Annotated in this window: 22 protein-coding genes; 13 read left to right on the forward strand and 9 right to left on the reverse strand. The window is 59.0% G+C overall.

Annotated features, from left to right (window positions below; all coding sequences use genetic code 11):
- Window positions 1-7: 7 nt before the first annotated feature.
- From R0140_RS21745 to R0140_RS21760, 4 genes are read left to right on the forward strand one after another with little or no spacing between them, the layout of a single operon-like run.
- A complete protein-coding gene (locus R0140_RS21745) occupies window positions 8-907 on the forward strand; it encodes a branched-chain amino acid ABC transporter permease (protein ID WP_002890128.1) in 900 nt (299 codons plus the stop codon).
- Window positions 907-1,956, forward strand: coding sequence for a branched-chain amino acid ABC transporter permease (locus R0140_RS21750; protein ID WP_008805324.1), 1,050 nt, complete (start codon window positions 907-909; stop codon window positions 1,954-1,956). Before R0140_RS21745 ends, R0140_RS21750 begins: the two co-directional genes overlap by 1 nt.
- Complete coding sequence (locus R0140_RS21755) at window positions 1,943-2,725, forward strand: ABC transporter ATP-binding protein (RefSeq protein ID WP_317703893.1); 783 nt, start codon at window positions 1,943-1,945, stop codon at window positions 2,723-2,725. Before R0140_RS21750 ends, R0140_RS21755 begins: the two co-directional genes overlap by 14 nt.
- Complete coding sequence (locus R0140_RS21760) at window positions 2,718-3,413, forward strand: ABC transporter ATP-binding protein (protein ID WP_004204908.1); 696 nt, start codon at window positions 2,718-2,720, stop codon at window positions 3,411-3,413. The genes R0140_RS21755 and R0140_RS21760 overlap by 8 nt, the downstream gene beginning before the upstream one ends.
- 116 nt (window positions 3,414-3,529) lie before the next feature.
- On the opposite strand, the gene R0140_RS21765 is transcribed toward R0140_RS21760, so the two are convergent.
- Window positions 3,530-3,706, reverse strand: a complete 177-nt coding sequence (locus R0140_RS21765) for a hypothetical protein (protein WP_012542732.1) — start codon at window positions 3,704-3,706, stop codon at window positions 3,530-3,532.
- 327 nt (window positions 3,707-4,033) lie between these two features.
- Between R0140_RS21765 and R0140_RS21770 the strand changes: the two genes are divergently transcribed.
- The 4 genes from R0140_RS21770 to R0140_RS21785 are packed head-to-tail and all read left to right on the forward strand — an operon-like array spanning window position 4,034 to window position 7,091.
- On the forward strand, window positions 4,034-4,843 hold the full coding sequence (locus tag R0140_RS21770) for an ABC transporter substrate-binding protein (RefSeq protein ID WP_002890106.1): 810 nt from the start codon (window positions 4,034-4,036) through the stop codon (window positions 4,841-4,843).
- A gap of 1 nt (window position 4,844) precedes the next feature.
- Complete coding sequence (locus R0140_RS21775; protein ID WP_008805322.1) at window positions 4,845-5,663, forward strand: amino acid ABC transporter ATP-binding protein; 819 nt, start codon at window positions 4,845-4,847, stop codon at window positions 5,661-5,663.
- Entirely contained in the window at window positions 5,660-6,412 is a 753-nt protein-coding gene (locus R0140_RS21780) for an amino acid ABC transporter permease (RefSeq protein WP_049162151.1), read from the forward strand. The genes R0140_RS21775 and R0140_RS21780 overlap by 4 nt, the downstream gene beginning before the upstream one ends.
- Complete coding sequence (locus R0140_RS21785; protein WP_008805320.1) at window positions 6,402-7,091, forward strand: amino acid ABC transporter permease; 690 nt, start codon at window positions 6,402-6,404, stop codon at window positions 7,089-7,091. Before R0140_RS21780 ends, R0140_RS21785 begins: the two co-directional genes overlap by 11 nt.
- A gap of 3 nt (window positions 7,092-7,094) precedes the next feature.
- Here the strand turns inward: R0140_RS21785 and R0140_RS21790 are convergent, their stop codons facing one another.
- The 6 genes from R0140_RS21790 to ecpR all read right to left on the reverse strand — a co-directional run bounded on the left by R0140_RS21790 (window position 7,095) and on the right by ecpR (window position 13,888).
- Window positions 7,095-7,805 carry a fimbria/pilus periplasmic chaperone gene (locus R0140_RS21790; protein ID WP_032732575.1) on the reverse strand — a complete coding sequence of 237 codons (711 nt, stop codon included), beginning with the start codon at window positions 7,803-7,805 and terminating at the stop codon, window positions 7,095-7,097.
- Window positions 7,774-9,417: a fimbrial adhesin EcpD gene (gene ecpD / locus R0140_RS21795; RefSeq protein ID WP_012968862.1), complete on the reverse strand. Its 1,644-nt coding sequence runs from the start codon at window positions 9,415-9,417 to the stop codon at window positions 7,774-7,776. Before ecpD ends, R0140_RS21790 begins: the two co-directional genes overlap by 32 nt.
- On the reverse strand, window positions 9,407-11,932 hold the full coding sequence (gene ecpC, locus R0140_RS21800) for a fimbrial usher EcpC (RefSeq protein WP_012542736.1): 2,526 nt from the start codon (window positions 11,930-11,932) through the stop codon (window positions 9,407-9,409). Before ecpC ends, ecpD begins: the two co-directional genes overlap by 11 nt.
- 25 nt (window positions 11,933-11,957) lie before the next feature.
- Window positions 11,958-12,626, reverse strand: a complete 669-nt coding sequence (locus R0140_RS21805) for a fimbrial chaperone EcpB (protein ID WP_008805316.1) — start codon at window positions 12,624-12,626, stop codon at window positions 11,958-11,960.
- Between the two features lie 57 nt (window positions 12,627-12,683).
- Window positions 12,684-13,271: a common pilus major fimbrillin subunit EcpA gene (gene ecpA, locus R0140_RS21810; protein WP_023297107.1), complete on the reverse strand. Its 588-nt coding sequence runs from the start codon at window positions 13,269-13,271 to the stop codon at window positions 12,684-12,686.
- 74 nt (window positions 13,272-13,345) lie between these two features.
- Entirely contained in the window at window positions 13,346-13,888 is a 543-nt protein-coding gene (gene ecpR, locus R0140_RS21815) for an ECP biosynthesis operon DNA-binding transcriptional regulator EcpR (protein WP_008805314.1), read from the reverse strand.
- 843 nt (window positions 13,889-14,731) lie between these two features.
- On the opposite strand from ecpR, the gene phnC reads away from it, so the two are divergent.
- From phnC to phnE (R0140_RS21835), 4 genes are all read left to right on the forward strand, one after another.
- Window positions 14,732-15,574: a phosphonate ABC transporter ATP-binding protein gene (gene phnC / locus R0140_RS21820; protein WP_012542738.1), complete on the forward strand. Its 843-nt coding sequence runs from the start codon at window positions 14,732-14,734 to the stop codon at window positions 15,572-15,574.
- Between the two features lie 22 nt (window positions 15,575-15,596).
- Window positions 15,597-16,535, forward strand: a complete 939-nt coding sequence (gene phnD, locus R0140_RS21825) for a phosphonate ABC transporter substrate-binding protein (RefSeq protein WP_032691132.1) — start codon at window positions 15,597-15,599, stop codon at window positions 16,533-16,535.
- Between the two features lie 67 nt (window positions 16,536-16,602).
- Complete coding sequence (gene phnE, locus R0140_RS21830) at window positions 16,603-17,475, forward strand: phosphonate ABC transporter, permease protein PhnE (protein WP_064144228.1); 873 nt, start codon at window positions 16,603-16,605, stop codon at window positions 17,473-17,475.
- A complete protein-coding gene (gene phnE / locus R0140_RS21835) occupies window positions 17,472-18,356 on the forward strand; it encodes a phosphonate ABC transporter, permease protein PhnE (RefSeq protein ID WP_012968865.1) in 885 nt (294 codons plus the stop codon). The genes phnE (R0140_RS21830) and phnE (R0140_RS21835) overlap by 4 nt, the downstream gene beginning before the upstream one ends.
- Before the next feature lie 505 nt (window positions 18,357-18,861).
- Here the strand turns inward: phnE (R0140_RS21835) and R0140_RS21840 are convergent.
- Entirely contained in the window at window positions 18,862-19,527 is a 666-nt protein-coding gene (locus R0140_RS21840; protein WP_317703894.1) for an HAD family hydrolase, read from the reverse strand.
- A gap of 95 nt (window positions 19,528-19,622) precedes the next feature.
- Complete coding sequence (locus R0140_RS21845) at window positions 19,623-20,492, reverse strand: DMT family transporter (RefSeq protein ID WP_016160356.1); 870 nt, start codon at window positions 20,490-20,492, stop codon at window positions 19,623-19,625.
- A 411-nt stretch (window positions 20,493-20,903) separates the two neighbouring features.
- On the opposite strand from R0140_RS21845, the gene R0140_RS21850 reads away from it, so the two are divergent.
- Entirely contained in the window at window positions 20,904-21,470 is a 567-nt protein-coding gene (locus tag R0140_RS21850) for a C40 family peptidase (RefSeq protein WP_004191825.1), read from the forward strand.
- Window positions 21,471-21,502 lie beyond the last annotated feature (32 nt).

Raw genomic sequence — 21,502 nt, forward strand, 5'->3', positions numbered from 1 at the left:
CTACAAAATGGACGGCGCCATTTTTCTCCAGCAAGTGGTCAATGGAATGAGTCTTGGGGGCATGTACGCCCTGATTGCCATCGGTTATACGATGGTTTATGGCGTGCTACGGCTGATCAACTTCGCCCATGCGGACGTGATGATGGTCGGCGCGTTTAGTACGCTGTTTTTATTTTCTTCAGTTGGGCTACCCTTCGGGGTAGCCGTTTTCCTGACCCTCGGGCTGTGCGGCCTGTTTGGTATGCTGATTGACCGGGTCGCCTATCGTCCGCTGCGTCAGGCCTCGAAAATCTCCATGCTGATCACCGCCATCGGCGTCAGCTTCTTCCTCGAAAACCTGTTTAACGTGCTGTTCGGCGGCAGCTCACGCTTCTTCTCCGCCCCTGACTTTTTCAACCAGACCCGCGCCTTCGGCAGCGTCATCATTACCAACGTGGCGTGGATTGTGCCGCTGATCACCGTCCTGCTGCTGCTGGCGATCCTCTGGCTGCTGTACCGCACCCGTTATGGGATGGCGATCCGCGCGGTGGCCTTTGACGTCAACACCGTGCGCCTGATGGGCATTGACGCCAACCGGATCATCTCCCTGGTCTTCGCCCTCGGCAGTAGTCTCGCGGCCCTCGGCGGCGTGTTCTACTCCATCAGCTACCCCACTATCGATCCCCTGATGGGCGTGCTTATCGGCCTGAAGGCCTTCGCCGCCGCCGTGCTGGGCGGGATCGGCAGCGTCACCGGCGCGGTGCTGGGCGGCTTTATCCTCGGTTTTACCGAAGTGGTCGCCGTGGCGATCTTCCCCGAACTGGGCGGCTATAAAGATGCTTTCGCCTTCCTGTTCTTGATTCTGGTCCTCTTGTTCCGCCCGGTCGGCATTATGGGCGACGAACGTCTGGAAAGGAGCCGTTTCTGATGCTCAACGCGACGACGACCGCCGGGGCGCAGCTGCGCAACCTGGCCATTATTGTCATCTGTATCGCGCTGCTGGCCGGAATCAACGTGGTTTTCAATGACTACATTGTTCGTGTCATCAGCACCATTTTTATCTTTATGATCCTTGCGGTCAGCTACAACCTGATCAACGGCGTGACCGGCCAGCTGTCGCTGGAGCCGAACGGCTTCGTGGCGGTGGGCGCCTACGTCACCGCCCTGCTGATCCTCTCCAGCGACAGCAAGGTAGACATGTTTGAAATGGCCGCCCCCAGCCCGTGGATCCTCAGCCTGCACGCAGGCTTCCTCCCTGCCCTGCTGATAAGCGGCCTGTGCGCGGCGGCGCTGGCGGTGTGCCTCGCCGTGCCGGTCTTCCGGGTGCGTGGCGACTACCTGGCCATTGTCACCCTCGGCTTTGGGTTTATCATCAAGATCCTCGCTATTAACAATCCGCAAATCACCAACGGCGCCATCGGGCTGAACGATATTCCGCAGCAGCCGCATCTCCTGTTCTGGTGCGGGCTGTTCGCCCTGCTGGCCACCGGCATGATCCTTCAGCTGGTGTGGTCGAAGTATGGCCGGATGATGAAGGCCATTCGCGACGATGAAGATGCGGCGATCGCCATGGGGGTCAACACCTTCCGCATCAAAACCTGCGCCTTCGCCACCAGCGCCTTCTTCGAAGGGATCGGCGGCGGTCTGCTGGCTTCGCTGCTGACCACTATTTCCCCGGGGCTGTTCGACTTTATGCTCACCTTCCAGCTGCTGATTATTATCGTCCTCGGCGGGCTCGGCAGCACCACCGGCGCCCTGCTCGGCACCGTACTGGTGGTCGGCAGCGGCGAATGGCTGCGCTTCCTCGACCAGCCGCTACAGTTCTTCGGTCACGATCTCGGCGCCTATCCGGGCCTGCGAATGGTGGTTTTCTCCCTGCTGTTGCTGATCATCATGCTCTTCGCCCGCGAAGGGCTGCTGGGGAAAAAAGAGATTTGGCAGATGGGAAGAAGGAACAGCAGCTATGGCGGAAAATAACGTTATCCTGCAGGTGCAGGACGTCACCATGCAGTTTGGCGGCCTGCGGGCCATCGACAACGTCAGCTTCCATGTTGATGAAGCGGAGATCTTTGGCCTTATCGGCCCTAACGGTGCGGGCAAGACCACCCTGTTTAACGTCATCACCGCCAACTATAAACCCACCAGCGGCAACGTCACCCTGGCGGGTACGTCGCTGAAGGGGCTGAAGCCCAACCAGGTGGTGAACGCCGGGATCGCCCGTACCTTCCAGAATATCCGTCTGTTTAACTCCATGACGGTGCTGGAGAACGTGATGGTCGGGCTCGACCGCGCCAGCCACTACTCGCTGCTGGAGGCAGCTCTGCATATTGGCCGCTACTTTCCGGCCGAGCGGGCGGCGAAGGCCAAAGCCATGGCCATCCTGGAGGACATCGGCATCGCCCACTTCGCCCATATGCAAGCCACAAACCTAAGCTATGGCAACCAGCGCAAAGTGGAGATCGCCCGCGCGCTGGCCACCGCGCCGAAGCTGCTGCTGCTCGATGAGCCGGCCGCCGGGATGAACCCGAAGGAAACCGAGGACCTGGCGGAGCTTATCTTCCGCATGCGACTTGACTATCAGCTCAGCGTCCTGCTGATTGAGCACGATATGCCCTTCGTCAATCGCCTGTGCGAGCGGGTGATGGTGCTGGAGTATGGTAAGCCACTGTTCAGCGGCCTGATGGCCGAGGCGATCCAGCATCCTGACGTCATTTCCGCTTATCTGGGAGAAGCCAATTATGCTTAACGCCCGGGAACTGAAGGTCTTTTACGGCGTGATCCAGGGGTTGAAAGGTGTTGATATCGACGTCTATGACCGGGAGATCGTCACCCTGATCGGCAGCAATGGCGCCGGTAAAACCTCCACCCTCAACGGGATCGTCAACCTGGTGCGCTCCAGCGGGCGCGTCAGCTTCCTCAACGACGATATCTCACGCAGCCAGACCCACCAGATTGTACGCCGCGGGCTGGCGCTGGTGCCGGAGGGACGTCGGGTCTTTACCAACCTGACCATCGAAGAGAACCTGCGCATGGGCGCTTACAATAATCTCGCCGGCTACACCCGCCTGCGCGATCGCATGTACGCCCTCTTTCCTCGGCTCAAGGAGCGGCGCCATCAGATGGCGGGCACCATGAGCGGCGGCGAGCAGCAGATGCTGGCCATCGCCCGGGCGCTGATGAGCGAGCCGGTGTTATTGATGCTGGATGAACCGAGCCTCGGGCTGGCGCCGAAAATTGTCGGCGAGCTGTTCGGCATCATTAAGCAACTGCGCGAAGAGAATATGACGGTGCTGCTGGTGGAGCAGAATGCGACGGCCGCGCTGGCTATCGCCGATCGGGCGTATGTCCTGGAGAATGGCCGGATCACCTTGTCAGGCGCGGCGCGGGAGATGCTGACTAACCCGGAAATTAAGCGGATGTATCTGGGGGGATAAGCGTGGTCAAAACTGCCTGGGCTGCGGCGGCGCATCCTGTGTTGCCGCAACCTCAGGCAGTCTCTTGCTACACAAAGCACACCTCGTTCCAGTAGGCTTCTCGCGTCCTGCGTCGCTCAGTATGTCTTATCATGACGGAACCACCGGGTTTCCACGTTGCCAATGTCCACGCCGTAGAGGCTGGCCACCGGCAGTATCGCCTCCATGACGCGCTGGGTATCCTGCTGTCCGGCTTCACCGTTGGACAAAAAAGCCAGCCAGCCCGTTAATCGTTGCCACAATGCCACTTTCATTTTCTCCTCTGTCGGGAAGCGAATCGCCTGGGTCTATTTCAACCACAGTTGGCCGGGCGCGGGAAATATTAATTCCGAATTTGCAATCCTGGCTGGCGCATATTACGCCCGCTCCTATCCCCTCACCCTAACCCTCTCCCTGAGGGAGAGGGAACCACCCGGCAATCGTTGCCGCGCCGGTAAAACGCCAGCGGCGCATAAAGAATACCCACAGGTTTGTTAAGTTCTTTTTCGTTATAGATAAGAATTTTTTCTTCTTTGCCGCCGACGGGGAATTTGTGGGAGCGTGATGTCCACAAAACAAAACAGGGATTCAGGGGAAAAAACATGCGCAATAAAACCACAAAAATTGCACTGGCGCTGGGTATGCTGCTGCTCGCGTCTCAGGCACAGGCAGACCAGCTGGCTGACATCAAAGCCGCCGGCGTCGTGAAAGTCGCCACCTTCGACGCCAACCCGCCGTTCGGCTCCGTGGATGCCAAAACCCACCATATCGTCGGCTATGATGTCGACTTTGCCCAGGCGCTGGCGAAAGCGCTCGGCGTCAAACTCGAGCTGGTGGCCACCAACCCGGCCAACCGTATTCCGCTGCTGCAGTCCGGCAAAGCCGACCTGATCGTCGCCGACATTACCATCACCCCGGAGCGGGCCCAGGTTATTGATTTCTCAACGCCGTATTTCGTCACCGGCCAGCAGTTCCTCGTGCCGGCCGGTTCTCCGGATAAGCTTGATGAGTACAGCAAAGCGCGCATCGGCGCGGTGAAAGGCACCACCGGCGAACAGGCCCTGCACCAGCGTTTCCCGCAGGCTCGCGTCCTCTCCTATGACGATATTCCGCTGGCCCTGACCGCCCTGCGCAACGGCAACGTCCAGGCCATCACCCAGGACAGCACCATCCTCGCCGGTCTGCTGGCGGAAGCGCCGGATAAAGCCAAGTTTAAAATTCTGCCCGACCTGCTCAGCAAAGAAGAGATTGGCGTGGGCGTGAAGAAAGGCGAACCGGCCCTGTTGAAAGCCGTTAACGATGAGCTGGTGAAGCTGGAGAAAACCGGCGAAGCCGCGAAAATCTATGATGTCTGGTTTGGCCCTGCCACTAAAACGCCGCAGCCGCGCGCCTTTACCATAGAAGCGAAATAATATGTTCTCGGGTTTACTCTCCCACTCCGCGGCCCCGGCCGCGGATTTTTCACGTCTGCAGCGCGCCAGCATTACGTTCCGTGATGTGGCCAAGCGCTACGGCGATCATCAGGTGCTAAACGCCATCAACCTGCAGGTCGAGCCCGGCGAAGTGGTGGCGATCCTCGGCCCTTCCGGTTCGGGAAAATCGACGCTGATCCGCTTGATCAACCAGCTCGAATCCTTAAGCGGCGGCGAGATCCTGATCGACGATAAACCGACCAGCCGGCTGAGCGGCAGCGCCTTGCGCCAGCTGCGCAGCCGCGTCGGCTTTGTTTTCCAGCAGTTCAACCTTTACGCCCACCTGACGGCGCAGGAGAACATCACGCTGGCGCTGGAGCGCGTTCACGGCTGGGGGAAAAGCGCGGCTCAGGAGCGGGCGCTGGCGCTGCTGCGCCAGGTCGGACTGGAAGAAAAAGCGCAGCAGATGCCGGCGCAGCTCTCCGGCGGCCAGCAGCAGCGAGTGGCGATCGCCCGCGCCCTGGCCTCCTCGCCGCAGATTATCCTGTTCGATGAGCCCACCTCGGCGCTCGACCCGGAGATGATCGGCGAAGTGCTGCAGGTGATGAAAACCCTCGCCCACAGCGGGATCACCATGCTGGTGGTGACCCATGAGATGCAGTTTGCCCGCGAAATTGCCGACCGGGTGGTGTTTATCGACGGCGGCGACATTCTCGAGGTCGCCCCGCCGGCTGAGTTTTTCGCCCATCCGCAGCATGCCCGCGCACGGCGTTTTCTGCAGAAGGTGCTGGATCCACTGCACCAGGAGAGCCTCGAGTGACGCCGATGCTTGACTGGCACGGCGTCCTGAGCGGGCAGCCGTTGCAATGGATTATCTCTGGTTTTCTCACCACCGTCTGGGTCAGCGTCGCCGGGATCCTGCTCGCCACCCTGCTGGCGGTCCTGCTGCTGGCCCTGCGCCTCGGCGGCGGCCGCGCGGGGCGCGGACTGGTGGCCGCGTGGGTCTCGTTGTTTCGCAACACTCCGCTGCTGGTCCAGCTGCTGTTCTGGTACTTTGCCGCCTGGAACCTGCTGCCGCTGGCGGTGAAGGAGGTGGTGAACGACGAACACGCCTGGTCCATTTTGCCGGGTAACGTCTGGTGGCTGACGCCGGAGTTCCTCTGCTCAATGTGGGGGCTGGGGGTCTTTACCTCCGCCTTTCTGGTGGAAGAGATCGCCTCCGGACTGCGCGCCGTCAGCCACGGGCAGCGGGAAGCCGCGCTGTCGCAGGGCTTTACGCCGTGGCAGGAGCTGCGCTTTATCCTCATGCCGCAGGGGCTGGCCAACGCCTGGCAGCCGATTGTCGGCCAGTATCTTAACCTGATGAAACTCTCATCGCTGGCCAGCGGCATCGGCTTTGCGGAACTGACCTATCAGGTACGACAGATTGAGAGCTATAACGCGCACGCCCTGGAGGCGTTTGCCGTCGGTACCGCGCTGTACCTGGCGCTGGGGGTGGCGATGGGCGTGGCGCTAACGCGTCTCGGCCCGGGAAGAAAACTGCAACGGAGCGCCCAACATGAACGCTAATCTGGCGGTGATCGCCGATAACCTCGATTACCTGCTGTGGGGCCGACTGGCGGAGGGCCAGCCCGGCGGCGTGGCGCTGACCCTGCTGATGGCCATCGGCGCCACCCTGCTGGCGCTGCCGGGAGGCATTGCGCTGGCGGGCCTGGCCTGGCGCTACGGGGGGCTGGTGCGGCGTCTGCTGTTTCTGTGGGCGGAAATTATTCGCGGCATCCCGCTGATATTTGTCATCTTCTGGCTGTGGTATCTGTTGCCGATGCTGACCGGCGGCGATCTGCCCGGCGCGGTGACCGTGACCCTGGCGCTGGCGTGGTTTACCGCCGCATCGGTGATGCACTCGGTGCTGGCCGGGCTGCAGTCGCTGCCGAAAGGACAGTATGAGGCGGCGCTGACCCAGGGGTTCGCCCCCGGGCAAACGCTGCGCCTGGTGCTGCTCCCGCAGGCGCTGCGCAATGTTCAGCCCTCGCTGGTGGGGATCTTTATCGGCCTGCTGAAAGACACGTCGCTGGCGTTTATCGTCAACGTCCCGGAGCTGACCACCGTGGCCGGTCAGGTCAACAACCGGGTGCAAATCTATCCCCTGGCGATCTTCGTTTTCACCGGCGCGGTGTACTACCTGCTGTGCTGCGGTCTGAGCCTGCTGGCCAGCCGGCGTTTTACCCGCCGCGCGACCGCCGGATAAGGCTCACTCCGCGGGACGGGGCTTCACCGGGCAGGTATCGCTGATCTTAATAAATTTGTCGTTATAAACCAGATAGTGGTTCCCCGGCTGGCGCAATGCCGGCTGGCGAACCACGTCGCCAGGACGCAGATACCACGCGTCCCCCTCCTCTTCGGTCGAATCGCATCCGGGTTTAATCAGCAGCTTGAACCAGGTATTGCCGGTGTTGCTCACCGTCCCGGCCACCTTATCGAAAGACCATTTAAACTGCACCTCGCGTGGGCGCACCACCAGAATGGTATCCATCACCACCACCGGCTCCATGCTGACCTCGCCGCCGGTCGGGCTGCGCCTCGTCAGGTTGCGGGTGGGGATTTCGCGAAACGAGACCCGATAGTAGCGCTCGCGGTTATCCCGCGGGCCATGATAGTAAAATTTAAAATACTCGCTCTCACCTGCCTGCAGCACCAGCTGGCGAGGGGCGAACAGCAGTTCGCCATCCACCGGCCGGGAGCGGACTTCGCTGCCGCCCGGACGATCGATGGCGCTGACGGCGATGCGGTACAGCCGCGCGCTTTTATTGTTGTTGACCACCCGTTTACTGGCGAAATCCGCTTCGGCCGGCAGGGAAAAGGTCAGGTTGCCGACCGAGATCGCCTGCGCCAGCGGCGCTGCCAGCAGGCAGCCCACCGTCAGCAGGGCCTTAGTTAATGTTGCGCCACGTCGCCTGGACATGAATCTCTCCTGAAGCGCTGACTTCGCCAAACCAGCCGTTATCGTCTACCGTCCGCAGCGAAATGGCGTTATCCATCGGAATCGAAAATTTCACCGTGGTCTTATCCATCTGCCCCACTTCGCCGGAGATATCGGTCCATGGCGTGGTCAGCCACAGCGCATCGGTCATATCCCGCCAGCTGTCATCGCACCCGGCATCGTAGGTCTGCGTCGTGCCGCTGCGGGTGATAAAAGAGAGCGTCGCCGGGAACGGCACTTTCGCCGTACCGTCATCAGAGCTGAAGAGACAGTAGGAACGCCCGCCAATCACCTGCGCCGGTCCGGTCACCTTGATCAGCACTTCATCGGCGGCCGTTTTACCGCTGGTGGTGACGATGTAGCCGAAATCGAGCGCTGGTTCGCCGCTGCCGACATATCCCTCGCGCGACGGCGCCGAGGTATATTCGTCCGAGATAATGCTGATGCTGAAATCACGGGGCTTGATAATCAGCGTGTTGGAGGTGGAAAACTCATACCAGCCTGACTCCGGCGAGGTGGTGTTCTGAAAGCGAAAGTTGAACAGATCCTTGGTGTTGATATCGCTGATCCCGAGGTTCACCATCTGCTTAAAGAAGTTGCTGGAGAAGAAAACATAGATCGAGTCTGAGCTCTTCATTTCGTTGAAAGTGTAGTAATAAGCGGTATTGCTCACCGGCTTCCAGGAGCTGCCGTTGAGGCTGAACTGCATATCGTACGCCCCGACGGCCGAGGCCAGCGACGAGTTGGCGATCGCCGGGAAAATATGGATCGAGGTGTTGCTTAAGCCGTTGGTCTGCAAGGTATAGTTGACCATCTTACAGCTTAATCCTGCGCGGCTGCCGATGGTCTGCGTCTGGCAGTCGGCGTTCCCTTCTCCCAGGGTCGGCACGCCGTCGCTGTTGATAAACACCTCCGCCAGCGAGTGGGTATTAATCAACCGCAGGTTCGCGGCTTTGGTGTGGGTGACGTTGCGCACATACCAGTTACCGGAGGCCTGATCCTTACAGCGCGCACCGCTGCTGGCATCGTAGTTCACCGAGGTCTGACAGGCATTGATGGTCATCGTAAAGCTGCCGCCGACCGGCATCTGCTGCAGATATTGATAAAACGCGTCCGACATCATGCCGTGCATCCACTTCGCGCCGCCGCTGGTCACCGTCGCGCCATAAAACCCGCTGGCGTCGGTGGTTTGCGGCAGGATCAGGCTGGTGGCCATATCGCACCCGGCGTACCAGTTGATGCAGCGCAGGCCGGTTAAGGGGTGCGAAACCGGCGAGTTTTCCAGCCACATATCAAACTTCCAGTTGGCATTGAGCCCGGTGTTGTAGCCGTTATCGATATAGCCGAGACTCTGCTGATAAATGGTGCCGGAGCCGGTGTATTTTAAGCCGGTCCAGCGGTTAGCGCCGGTCATACGCGGATCCAGCGCCCCGCCGGGGGTGACGAAAAAGTTGTCGTCGGAGTTGTTTTCAACAAACACAAACTCGCGCGCCGGCGCATCCGACCAGGTGGTCTTGGTCACCGCCGCCCTGAGTGCGGCTGCCGGCCAAAGCAGCGCGAGGATCGCCAGCGCCATCAGTGCATTAACTTTCATTCTCTTCTCCTGTCTGCTGCACCGCCGCCCACGACGAGAGGCCGCTGCAGACCACATCCCCGACCCAGACGGCGCCGCGTGCCTGGCTGAGCTCCAGCGCCACTTCGCAGGTTTTATTGCCGCCGTAGCTGAAATCGATAGTGGGGTATTTCTTATCCACGTCCATGACAAACTCGCCGTTTTCATCGGTCCGGGTACGGCCGATATGGTTGTTAATCCGCGCATTCGCCAGCAGCGTGCCGTCTTCTGCACGAATACGACCGGAGACGGTGACCATCTGCTTCACCTCTGGCTCAATCACTGCGACGTTGCCCGGATAAAGGGTCAGATGACTCTTACGCCCGCTGACGATGTCGTAGCTATCGAGCGAGTTTTTGCTGTTCTGCAGCTCCACCTCATAGCGGCCATAGGGAGAGAGCGGCAGGTAGTTACGCTTGCCGCTGAGCGGGAAAATCCGCCCGTTAACCCTGGCGCTAATCTGACCATCGTCCTCCAGCCCGGTGTTGAAGATCACTCCGGCGTTACCGTCAGTTCGTCCGCTGGCGGCGATGTTTTTGCCCTGCCAGCCGACGCTGCCGCTGGCGGTGAGGTTAGTGTTGACGTAGCCGTCCGCCGCACTGTTGACGTTCAGCGTGCCGCTGGCGTAGCGGGCGTCGAACTGGGCATACGCTCCGCCGCTGAGGGTTTTGTCATCCCCGGTATCGCCGGAGATGGCCCGCGACAGATTGGCGCCGATGGTGCGAATAGTGCCTTCATCAAACTGCTTGCGCGCTGAGAGGTTAGCCATGGTGTAGCCGTTCTGATGGGTCATCCCGGCGCTGAACCAGTTGCCCAGCGGCAGCGAGAGATCGAGAGCGATATATTTCCCGGTGTTGGCGCTGCTGTCGCCATTGTTATAGCGCTGGATCCCCGCCCGCAGGCCGAGCGATCCAAACGCGCCGCTGTAGACCGTCTGATAGTAATCCGCTGTGTAGTAATGACTGTTGTAGCGGCGGTCATCGTTGTAGCTGACGCTGAACGTCCCCAGCTTCGACCACAGCGCGTTCAGGTTGAGGGTGCCGCCGATCGCCCGGTTGTCGGCATCGCTGCGCCGCAATTGATCGCCAATGCGGGTTCTCTCCTGGTTGACCCACACTGAACTGAAGCCTCCCGGCAGCGTAGCGCTGATGCTGCCGACGCTGCTCCAGGAACTGTCGCTGGCCAGCATATTCTGCAGGTTAACGTTGATCGACTCGCCCAGCGGCAGCGTCAGGCGGGTTTCCCCCACCGCCTGGTTGTCGTAGCCATAGCCCGTTGCCGCCCAGCTCAGGGTGCTGAGCGACCCGGAGGTCGAGAGGCCTGCCAGCCAGCTCTCTTTTGCCGGCCGGGTCTTTTTGCCGCTTTCCGACCAGCGATCCATATGGAAACTGCCGCCCCATACCTGCCACGCCAGCGGCGCGCCGATGCCGCGTCCCCGGCTGAACAGCTTATTGACCCGCTGGGTGCGTTTGCTGACCACCCGACCATTAACGATCACCTCCACTTCCACGTCGTAAATACCGTACGGCAGGCCGCGGGTATCCACTTCATGGTTGCCCATGGCGAAGTTCTGGACGCTCAGCAACCGGCCGTCACGGGTGAGATGCACCTCGCCCGCCGCCGGTAAAAAGGCAATCACCGGCGTGGCCGACTGACTGTTGTCGAAGACGGTGGAGCTGGCCTGATTCCCCCAGGAAAGGCCGTAAATCTTGCCGGCCGAAATAGCGGTCATCGGTCCCAGGGACTGCAGGTTCCAGGTGTCGAGCATCCCGCCGGCAAAGCGGTGGCCGGCGAAATCGCGCTCATACATGGCCTTATATAATTCACTGTCCTGCTGACCGCTGCCGATCCCGTACAGCGAGCCGTCGAGCACCACGTGATGCTCTCGCAGCGCGGTGACGTTGTTCAGCGACAGGTAGCTGGAGGTGTTGCTCCCGCCATTGCGCATCTGGTTGTTATAGACGCCGAGGTTATAGCTCAGGTTGCTGCTGAGGGTGTTCACGCTGGACTGACCGATATCTTCGCTGCGCGAGCGCAGCACGGTGCCCAGCGCCTCGCGTTTGACCACCAGCTGCAGCAGCAGCTGACGCAGGCTGAGATCCAGCTGCGCGCTGTCGGTCAGGGGAATGGTGAGTGCCTCGCTGAACGGGGCGTTGGCCAGGCCGATCAGCTGCTGTCGGGTCTGTTGGCTGACGCTGGCGTTCCCCTCGCTCTCCTCCAGTTGGATCTGCCGGACACGCAGCTGGCCGTCGTCCAGCCAGATAAAGGCGCTGCCGATCCGCTGATCGTCACGGGTGTCCTGGCTGCCGGCAAGATGAATATAGAGCGGGACGCTCATACCGTCCTGCAGCGCCCGGCTGAAGGCCTGCGGAATAATCACCCCGCCAATCTGCTGGGCACGTACGGCAGCAGCGCTGGCGTCGGGCTGAACGAACAAAAAGATCATGCCGAAGGCAAGCTGCGTTTTCAGTCCTGGGGAAATCCGTCGTAGAGGCATCGTCGTTATCCATCTGCACAACTGTCTATTTCACGGGAACAAACTGCTCACCCTGCCAAAGCGCAACCCGTCCTTTTTTATTCGCCGTGTCCACCTGCGTAAAACGGCGCGATTTACCCGGCATCAGGTAGTAATTCTCTTTACACTCCTTACCGTCGGCGGCCTTCAGGCAAGGGCCGTAGGCGAGGATCCGCAGCGTCGCATTCCCGGTGTTGGTCAGAGAGCCGTTGGCGTACTGAAAGCGGTAATTCACCTGACGCGGCGCCACCACCAGGATGGTGCCGATGCGAGCGGACGCCGTCGCTACCGCGCTGCGGTTGGCGTTATCGCGCTGGGCATCGCTGAGTGCCTGATCGAACCAGACAATACGGTAGTAGCGCTCTTTGTCATCCGCCGGGCCTTTGTAGAAGAAACGGATGACATCGCTGGCCTGAGCGGGTAGCAGCAGGCTGGCGGGGGTAAGCAGCACCTCATCCGGTTTATCCATCGGGATAACCTGCCCACCATCCAGCGGGGAAGAGAGCCGTTCGAGATGGATATTGATCAGTCGACCGCTGTCTGTGCTGTTCTTGATTGTTTTGCTCAGCGTGCTGCTGCCGCTGTTCATAAAAGATGAGATATCGCCGACATCCAGCGCCTGCGCCGGCGACACCCCGACAAGCAGCAGCCCGAGAGCCAGAAGGTGCTTTTTCATAACAATTCCGTCCGTGAAAAAAGCAGGGGGAGCCCCCCTGCTGGTGCATCAGAAGGATCAGCTGGTCCAGGTGGCGTCGAACTGGACGCTGACGTCGCCGCTCCAGATCCCTTCCGGCAGGGTGCTGTAATCGGTCACTGCGGTGGTGCCGTTGGTGGTGCCGCTGATGATGGAGAAAGTGAAACCATCCTGCGCGGTGGTACGGCCGCTGGCGTTGTAGCCATTAGCCAGCGCGCTGAGGTTGCCGCCCAGCACGCCGTTAGCGGTATCGATCATCACGGTATCTCCAGTTTTTTCCACCGCGGCGCCGTTATAATCCACACCCACGCTCAGCGTGGAGCCGGAAGTGTCCAGCTGGGTTAAGGTGTTGGTGATAAGGCGCGAGGTCAGCTTAAAGGCGGTCGCCGTTGCGTCACCCTCAATCGCCACGTCAAACAGACCTTTCTGCGAGTTAAAGCCTTTAATGCCTTCGGCGTACTGGAATGCCAGGCTGCCGAGCGGGGTCACAACCAGCTTGCTGGTGGTGTCTTTTTTAGCGGTCGCCGACCAGGTCGCAACAGCCTGAGCCGTTACGTCAGCAGCCTGCGCCACACCCATACCGGTAAACGCTGTTACCAGAGCTATTGCCAGAACCTTTTTTTTCATCGCTTTTTCATCCTGAGTTGAATTAAGGACATGATGTCCCGGTGAACCATTTAAAAAACAATATTGCCTGGGTGTTACTGAACTAACTTATATATTTTGGAATACAGTTTGGCCTCAGCATTGCGCCGATGGGTATATACTGTCTTCACGCTACAATTTTCAATTCTGGCGATCGATTTCGGCTGCATGCCCTGAGCGGTCATGCGGATTATTTTCATTTCCCGGTCAGTAATTTTATCTTTCTTAATATCTTTGCGGAGAAATCTGCCATTAATTACGTAGGCCAGTTCTTTTCGAATATCGCGACTCAGGCCAACATATACCACGCCGCGAATATTGCTATTGTAATACCAGTAATTTGCTAAGGCTTCTGATTTCCTGGCCGCAATCAATACGACCTGTTTCCCCTTTACCGCGGATAGCCATTCGCTATCGCGCCTGATAAATTCATTTAAAGAAGCCGTGTTGAGATTGATAAACACAAAATCCTTTCTAATCTTCTCCTGCGACAGATAAATTAATTCATCGATATCCAGAATGAGTTCGGATAGTCCTTTATAGAAGTAGGAGTCATGGGCAGACCAAATGTACTTATCGGAACAGCATTTATATTCCATATAGTTTTTAACCTCATAGTCCTTGAAGTAATCATTTTTACAACTTCACTGTTTGCCAGGCCTACAAAGTTAACTGGCGTATTCGCTTCCTTTAATAAATCGCCATTAAATAAGACACGCATTACTTATCAATATTTGATAAGCCGGGTTTAATTTTAATTATTTCTGCATGGCGTTGAATTTAAGTTTTTTCCTATGGAGTGTCAACACGCGGACAGGCAATCAATTTCGTGCCTGGGTCAATATTTACAAAAACTGAAAATATCGGATTTTTGAGGAGTGGAAAAAGACATTTATTTTCATGAGGTTATTGGCAATATTACCCTCAATTCTTACTTGTGCTTTATATTACCCAGGATCTTCGCCCTATTATGTTAGGAATATTCTTAATGAGGGGCAGGATGGAGTTGTCAAATAAACCAAATTAACAACAAAATAAAGAATATAAATCTGAATATAAGCAATAACCAGGATGATTTACCAATTCATAAGTCACATGAATAGATTAACCTGCCGCACAAAATAGTTATGCATATGTTAATTCTGCGGAATGATGAATGCTAAACAAAGGTAGAAGCATTATCTATTCGATTAAACAGACCTCATTAGCAAGATAAAACGAGTTTTGCCGATAGGTGCCTGCCGTCACGGGTGCGCCAGCCTTCGCGCCCCCCGAAAGCATAGCCGCTTTTCAAGGCTTCGCCAGCGGTCAGCAAGCCGCGCGGTCGGCCTGTCATCCCCGCCTTTTCCCGCCTGTTCACGCTTTGTTCGCAATACCGTCATCGAAATTTCATATAAAGACCTATTAATAGTGCCCAGTTAATGACGAACCTGGACACTCTTATGAACAGCTCTCTTGCCGCGGTGGCCGAAACTGATTTCCAGCCGTTCACCGATCTCGATGCCGGCCTGCAGCGGAAGGTCTTAAGCGTGCGTAACCTGACGAAAGCCTATCATGCTCAGCACAAGGTGCTGGACGGCATCAGCTTTGACCTGCACGCCGGTGAAATGGTCGGGGTCATTGGCCGCTCCGGCGCCGGTAAATCGACGCTCCTGCATGTCCTTAATGGTACGCACAGCGCCAGCGGCGGTGAAATTCTTAGCTATCCGGAAGTCGGTATGCCACACGATGTCTCAAAGCTGAAAGGCCGCTCACTCAACGCCTGGCGCAGTCAGTGCGGGATGATCTTTCAGGACTTCTGCCTGGTACCGCGCCTCGACGTGCTCACCAACGTCCTGCTTGGCCGCCTCAGCCAGACTTCAACCCTGAAGTCGCTGTTTAAAATTTTCCCCGCCGCCGACCGGGCGCGCGCCATTGCGCTGCTCGAATGGATGAACATGCTGCCGCACGCGCTGCAGCGGGCGGAGAATCTCTCCGGGGGACAGATGCAGCGGGTGGCAATCTGCCGGGCGCTGATGCAAAACCCCGGCATTTTGCTGGCCGACGAACCTGTCGCCTCGCTGGATCCGAAGAACACCCAGCGCATCATGGATGTGCTGCGCGAGATCAGCGAGCAGGGCATCAGCGTGATGGTGAACCTGCATTCGGTAGAGCTGGTGAAGGCCTACTGCACCCGGGTTATCGGCGTCGCCAGCGGCCAGCTTATTTTTGACGATCACCCCTCCCGGCTGACGCAGGATGTGCTGCAGCAGCTGTACGGCGATGAAGTTAGCCAATTGCATTAATTTCACTCACACGGGCAACATAATGAAAAAATATATGACTGGCGCAGTTCGTTTATCCGCAGTGGTCGCGGGCATGATGATGGCATGGCAGGCAGCGGCAGCGCAGCCGAAAGAGCTGAATCTGGGCATTCTCGGCGGGCAGAACGCCACCCAGCAAATCGGTGATAACCAGTGTGTGAAGACCTTCCTCGATAAAGAGCTGAACGTGGATACCAAACTGCGTAACTCTTCCGACTATTCCGGGGTGATCCAGGGTCTGCTGGGGGGCAAAGTCGACGTGGTGCTGAGCATGTCCCCCTCCTCTTACGCTTCGGTTTATATCAATAACCCGAAAGCGGTGGATATCGTCGGCATCGCCGTGGACGATAAAGATCAGTCTCGCGGCTATCACTCCGTGGTGATCGTCAAAGCCGACTCCCCGTACAAAACGCTGGACGATTTAAAAGGTAAAGCGTTCGGCTTCGCCGATCCGGATTCCACTTCCGGGTATCTGATCCCTAACCATGCGTTTAAAGAAAAATTTGGCGGTAACGCCGACAACAAATACAACAATACCTTCTCCAGCGTCACCTTCTCCGGCGGCCACGAGCAGGACATTCTCGGCGTGCTGAACGGCCAGTTCGCGGGCGCGGTCACCTGGACCTCGATGGTCGGCGATTACAACACCGGCTACACCACCGGCGCGTTCAACCGTCTGATTCGCATGGATCATCCGGATCTGATGAAGCAGATCCGCATTATCTGGCAATCGCCGCTGATCCCGAACGGCCCGATCCTGGTGAGCAATGCGCTGCCGGCGGACTTTAAGGCGAAGGTCGTGGCGGCGGTGAAAAAACTGGACACCGAGGATCACGCCTGCTTTATCAAAGCGATGGGCGGTACCCAGCACATCGGTCCGGGCAGCGTGGCTGACTTCCAGCAGATTATCGACATGAAACGCGAGCTGGTGAGCGCGCGTTAATCCTGCCTCAACGCCGCCTGCTTGCCCCCAGGGTGAGCGGCGGCGCTACGTTGAAGATCCCCGACGCATGAAGACGACCCACACCGAATTTGAACGCTATTACCAGCAGGTACGCTCGCGGCAAAAGCGCGATACCGTCTACTGGTCGTTACTCCTGCTGGCGCTCTATTTTGCCGCCGGCAGCGCCGCAGAATTTAATCTGCTGACCATCTGGCACTCGCTGCCCCACTTCTTTGACTATATGGCAGAGACCATTCCGCCTCTGAGTGCCGGTAACCTGTTCGCCGATGTGCAGACCAAAGGCTCGCTGGCCTGGTGGGGCTATCGCCTGCCGATCCAGCTGCCGCTCATCTGGGAAACCCTGCAGCTGGCGCTGGCCTCGACGCTGGTGGCGGTCGCCATTGCCACCATCTTCGCGTTCCTCGCCGCCAACAACGCCTGGACCCCGGCGCCGGTACGCTTTGCCATTCGGGTACTGGTGGCGTTTTTGCGCACCATGCCCGAGCTGGCGTGGGCGGTGATCTTTGTCATGGCGTTCGGTATCGGCGCGATCCCGGGCTTTCTGGCGCTGATGCTGCACACCGTCGGCAGCCTGACCAAACTGTTCTACGAGGCGGTGGAGAGCGCGCAAAACAAACCGGTACGCGGCCTGGCGGCCTGCGGCGCGTCGCCGCTGCAGAAAATCCGCTTCGCCCTGTGGCCGCAAGTGAAACCGCTGTTTCTCTCCTACGGCTTTATGCGGCTTGAAATCAACTTCCGTTCGTCGACGATTCTCGGGCTGGTGGGCGCGGGCGGCATCGGTCAGGAGCTGATGACCAATATCAAGCTCGACCGCTACGATCAGGTGAGCATCACCCTGCTGCTGATCATTCTGGTGGTGTCGGCGCTGGACATGCTGTCCGGTCGTCTGCGCCTGTGGGTACTGGAGGGTAAGAAATGAGCGTCTGGCACATGCAACCGGATATCGCCGCCAGCCGGCGGCAGCATAAACAGCTCTATCAGGTTCAGGGGCGCTACCTGCGCTACGTCGGGCTGGTGGCGCTGGCCTGCGTGCTCTATTACGTCTGGTTTTTTCTGCAGTTTGGCATCAGCGGCGAGCAGCTGACCACCGGTCTGCAGCAGATTGGCCGCTACCTGGCGCGGATGTTCGTCTGGCACGACTTCTGGAACTGGCCGTTCGGCTATTACTTCACGCAAATCGGCATCACCCTGGCTATCGTCTTCGCCGGGACGCTGACCGCCACGGTGCTGGCGCTGCTGCTCTCCTTCTTTGCCGCCCGCAACATCATGCGCGGCGTGGTGCTGGGGACCCTTGCCCTGCTGATGCGCCGCCTGTTTGATGTGCTGCGCGGGATCGACATGGCTATCTGGGGGTTGATTTTCGTGCGCGCGGTCGGCCTCGGGCCGCTGGCTGGGGTGCTGGCGATCATCATGCAGGACACCGGTCTGCTGGGACGGCTGTACGCGGAAGGACACGAAGCCGTGGACCGCTCGCCCGGGCGCGGGCTGACCGCCGTGGGCGCGAACGGCCTGCAAAAGCATCGCTTTGGCATTTTTACCCAGTCGTTCCCAACCTTCCTCGCCCTGAGCCTGTATCAGATTGAATCCAACACCCGCTCCGCGGCGGTGCTGGGCTTCGTCGGCGCCGGGGGTATCGGGCTTATCTATGCCGAGAACATGCGCCTGTGGAACTGGGATGTGGTGATGTTTATCACCCTGCTGCTGGTGGCGGTGGTGATGATCATGGACACCCTTTCCGCCTGGCTGCGCCGTCGTTATATCGGCGGCGCCGCGGTGCCGCTGTATCAGGGCGGACGCTAGCACACCTTTGCGCCGGATGGCGGCTTCGCCTTATCCGGCCTACTCGTCCAGGACTGGCTGTTGACTCACCGCCGGGCCTGGGGCAGCTGAAACTGCCGGTGCTGGCGGCCTCAACATCGCTGAGACGTTCCCGGAAGGCCGGGGCAGCCCGCATGGATGCGGGCTGAGGGCCGTGTTTTGCAGGGATGCTGCCTCGGCCCGACCCGAAGCCTGCAGGGATAAGTCGAAGGCACCACGCAGTGGCGATGTTGCTGGCCGGAGCCCGGGGGTACAGGGGGCGGCGGCGACTGGCCGCCCCCTGTGCGCTCCCTGCGCCATGAGTGACATAGCGCAGAAAAAATACTGGGAGCGCAATCTGTCCGGAAATAACATAGAAGTTGTAGCCCTGCCAGGCGCAGTATGCACAGGGAAATTTACGCTTGTACCGTTATTCCGCCGGGTGGCGGCTGCGCCTTACCCGGCCAGGGGTTCGTGCGCCCTGCCGTTAATTTATTCACCGTTGTTGCTATTCCAGCCGCCAGCTCAGCACCGGCCAGCCATATCCGGCACCCGCCGCCTGCAGCTGCGGACAGGGATTGACCAGCCGCACGCGATCCGCATGCAGGCACAGCGGCAGATCGTTAATGGAATCGGTATAGAAAGTCACCTCGCCGTCATACTGCGGATGCGCCTCGCGCCACTGCGCCAGACGCGCCACCTTCCCCTGCTGATAGCTAGGGATCCCGGCAATGACCCCGCTGTAGCCGCCGCCGACCATCTCCACGTCAATGCCCAGCGCCTGATCAATCTCCAGCGCGGCGGCCACCGCCTGCACCAGCAGGCTAACCGAGGCGGAGATAATCAGCATCTGCTCCCCCTCGGCCCGCAGACGACGAATGAGCTCCCACGCCTGCGGATAGACCCGGGGCAGGATCGCCTCGCGCACGCAGCGGGCCACCAGCGCATCAACGTCCGACTTCGGTATTCCGGCCAGCGGCGCCTGGATCAGGGCCACATAATCGGCGATATTCATCTCTCCCCGGTCATAATCCGCCATTAGCCGCGCCTCGCGGGCAAGATACCCCTTCTGCGTCGCCAGCCCTTCGCGAACCATAAACTGGCTCCAGACCGTACTGCTATCGCCCTGTATCAGGGTGTTATCGAGATCAAAAATCGTCAGCGTGTTGCCCATGGTACTTTCCCTTACTGGTCAAAATAAGCTGCCGGGAGCATGCGTAAAAAAGATGACAGGAAAATGAACCGGACGCCGCAGCGCCCGGCTCGCCATCAGCCGGCGCGGATCTTCGCGGTGCGGAACACCAGCACGATCCCACCGATGATCGCCACCATACCGACCATCGCCGCCGCCGGCAGCCGGTTGCCCAGCAGCAGATAATCCAGCAGCGCCGTGATCACTGGCACCAGATAAAAGAGGCTGGTGACATTAACAATATTTCCCGCGCTCAGCAGACGATACAGCAGCAGCTGGGCGACCACCGAAATCAGCAGCCCGAGAAACAGCACCGGAATAATCAACCCGGCGTTAACGGTAAACTGGAAGCCGCTGACCGGGGCAATCAGCAGGCACAGCCCCAGACTGACAGCGTACTGCAGCGGCAGGACATCCGCCGGCGCCTGACGGCTGCGCTTTTGCCACAGCGCGCCAAAGGTCATCAGCAGCAGAGCCGCCAGCGCAAACAGGATCCCCACCATCGCCATCGGCGAGGCCGCCAGGCTGCGCCACACCAGCAGTACCAGCCCCGCCAGGGCAATCAGCAGCCCTGACAGCCGCCGCCCCTGCAGGCGACGCTCCACCACGCAAAGCGTAAGGATGGGCTGGATCCCCATGATGGTGGCGATAAGTCCCGGCGTCACACCGTTAGCCATCGCCTCGAAGTAACAGACCGAATAGCCGCCAATCAGCATCAGGCCGGTGGCCGCTGTCTGCAGGCGGGTGCCCGGCGCGGGTAGCCAGCGCCGACGGACGATGGCCAGCGGCGCCAGCGCGACCAGGGCAATCAGAAAACGAAAGACCAGCAGCGCCATCGGCGAAGCGTTGTCCAGTCCCCAGCGGGTGAAGATGGCCGCGCTGCCCCACAGCAGCACAAAAATGGCCGTTGTCGCCTGCGAGGCGAGCAGAGAATAGCGAACGTGCATAGCATGCTCCAGAACGTCAAACACAAGGTATCAAGCGTCATACCGGCAGGTAAGCGCCTGCTAAAGACGGCGTTAAGCGTCGCAAACAACCCGGTCTGGAGGGGGAGGCGGTGGGCAGAGCGTGGTGAAGCAATGATGAAGCGCAGACGTCATCCACCCCGCGTCGAAAGCGGCGCCGGGCAAAGTCTCACCAGAGATGGCGTAATGCGTCATGGAATGCCTCGTGAAATGTTTAATCAGAATCCTGGCACAGGCCGTTCGGAAGTGACAACTGCCTTTTATGGGTGATCTCTCGCCTGATTGTTTATTTTTAATCGTAAATAAACGTAAAGGCGGCCTCGGCTTATTCAGCCGTTCTTTTTAATCGGCTATAAAACAAAGCAGTCTGCTTGCTACTTCGAAAATAACGATATGAAGCCAAAACTGACGCATGCTCTCTTTTTAATTCCTTTTTTGTTGTTGGCAGGATGCTCCTCCTCACCGAAACAGGCAAAGAACACAAAATCTCATGCGGATATGACCATTGATAGCGGATCGGACGATCTGATCCCGGTGGTGGCGGCCCTGCATGATCAGATGCACACCTGGCAGGGAACCCCCTATGAATGGGGCGGTACTGAACAAAGCGGCGTCGACTGCTCGGGTTTCGTCTGGCGCACGTTGAAGGATCGCTTTAACCTGCCGATGGAGCGGATCACCACCCGCGAGCTGCTGCACATGGGCGTGCGGGTCAATAAGCGCGATTTACGTCCCGGCGATCTGGTTTTCTTCCGCACCCGGGCCGGGATGCACGTTGGCTTTTACGATACCGATCATAATTTCCTTCACGCCTCGAGCAGCCAGGGCGTGATGCGCTCTTCGCTGGACAACCCTTACTGGGAATCGGCGTTCTACCAGGCGCGCCGTTTGCCGAAGGAGTATAACGCGCAGATCACCATGAACAGCGACACCCTGCATCTGGCGAAGAATCGCCGCTAAAAAAAAGCCGCAGCCAGGGCTGCGGCGGGTGG

It is taken from the genome of Klebsiella sp. w6, assembly GCF_033100215.1.
Classification (GTDB): Bacteria; Pseudomonadota; Gammaproteobacteria; order Enterobacterales; family Enterobacteriaceae; genus Klebsiella; species Klebsiella variicola.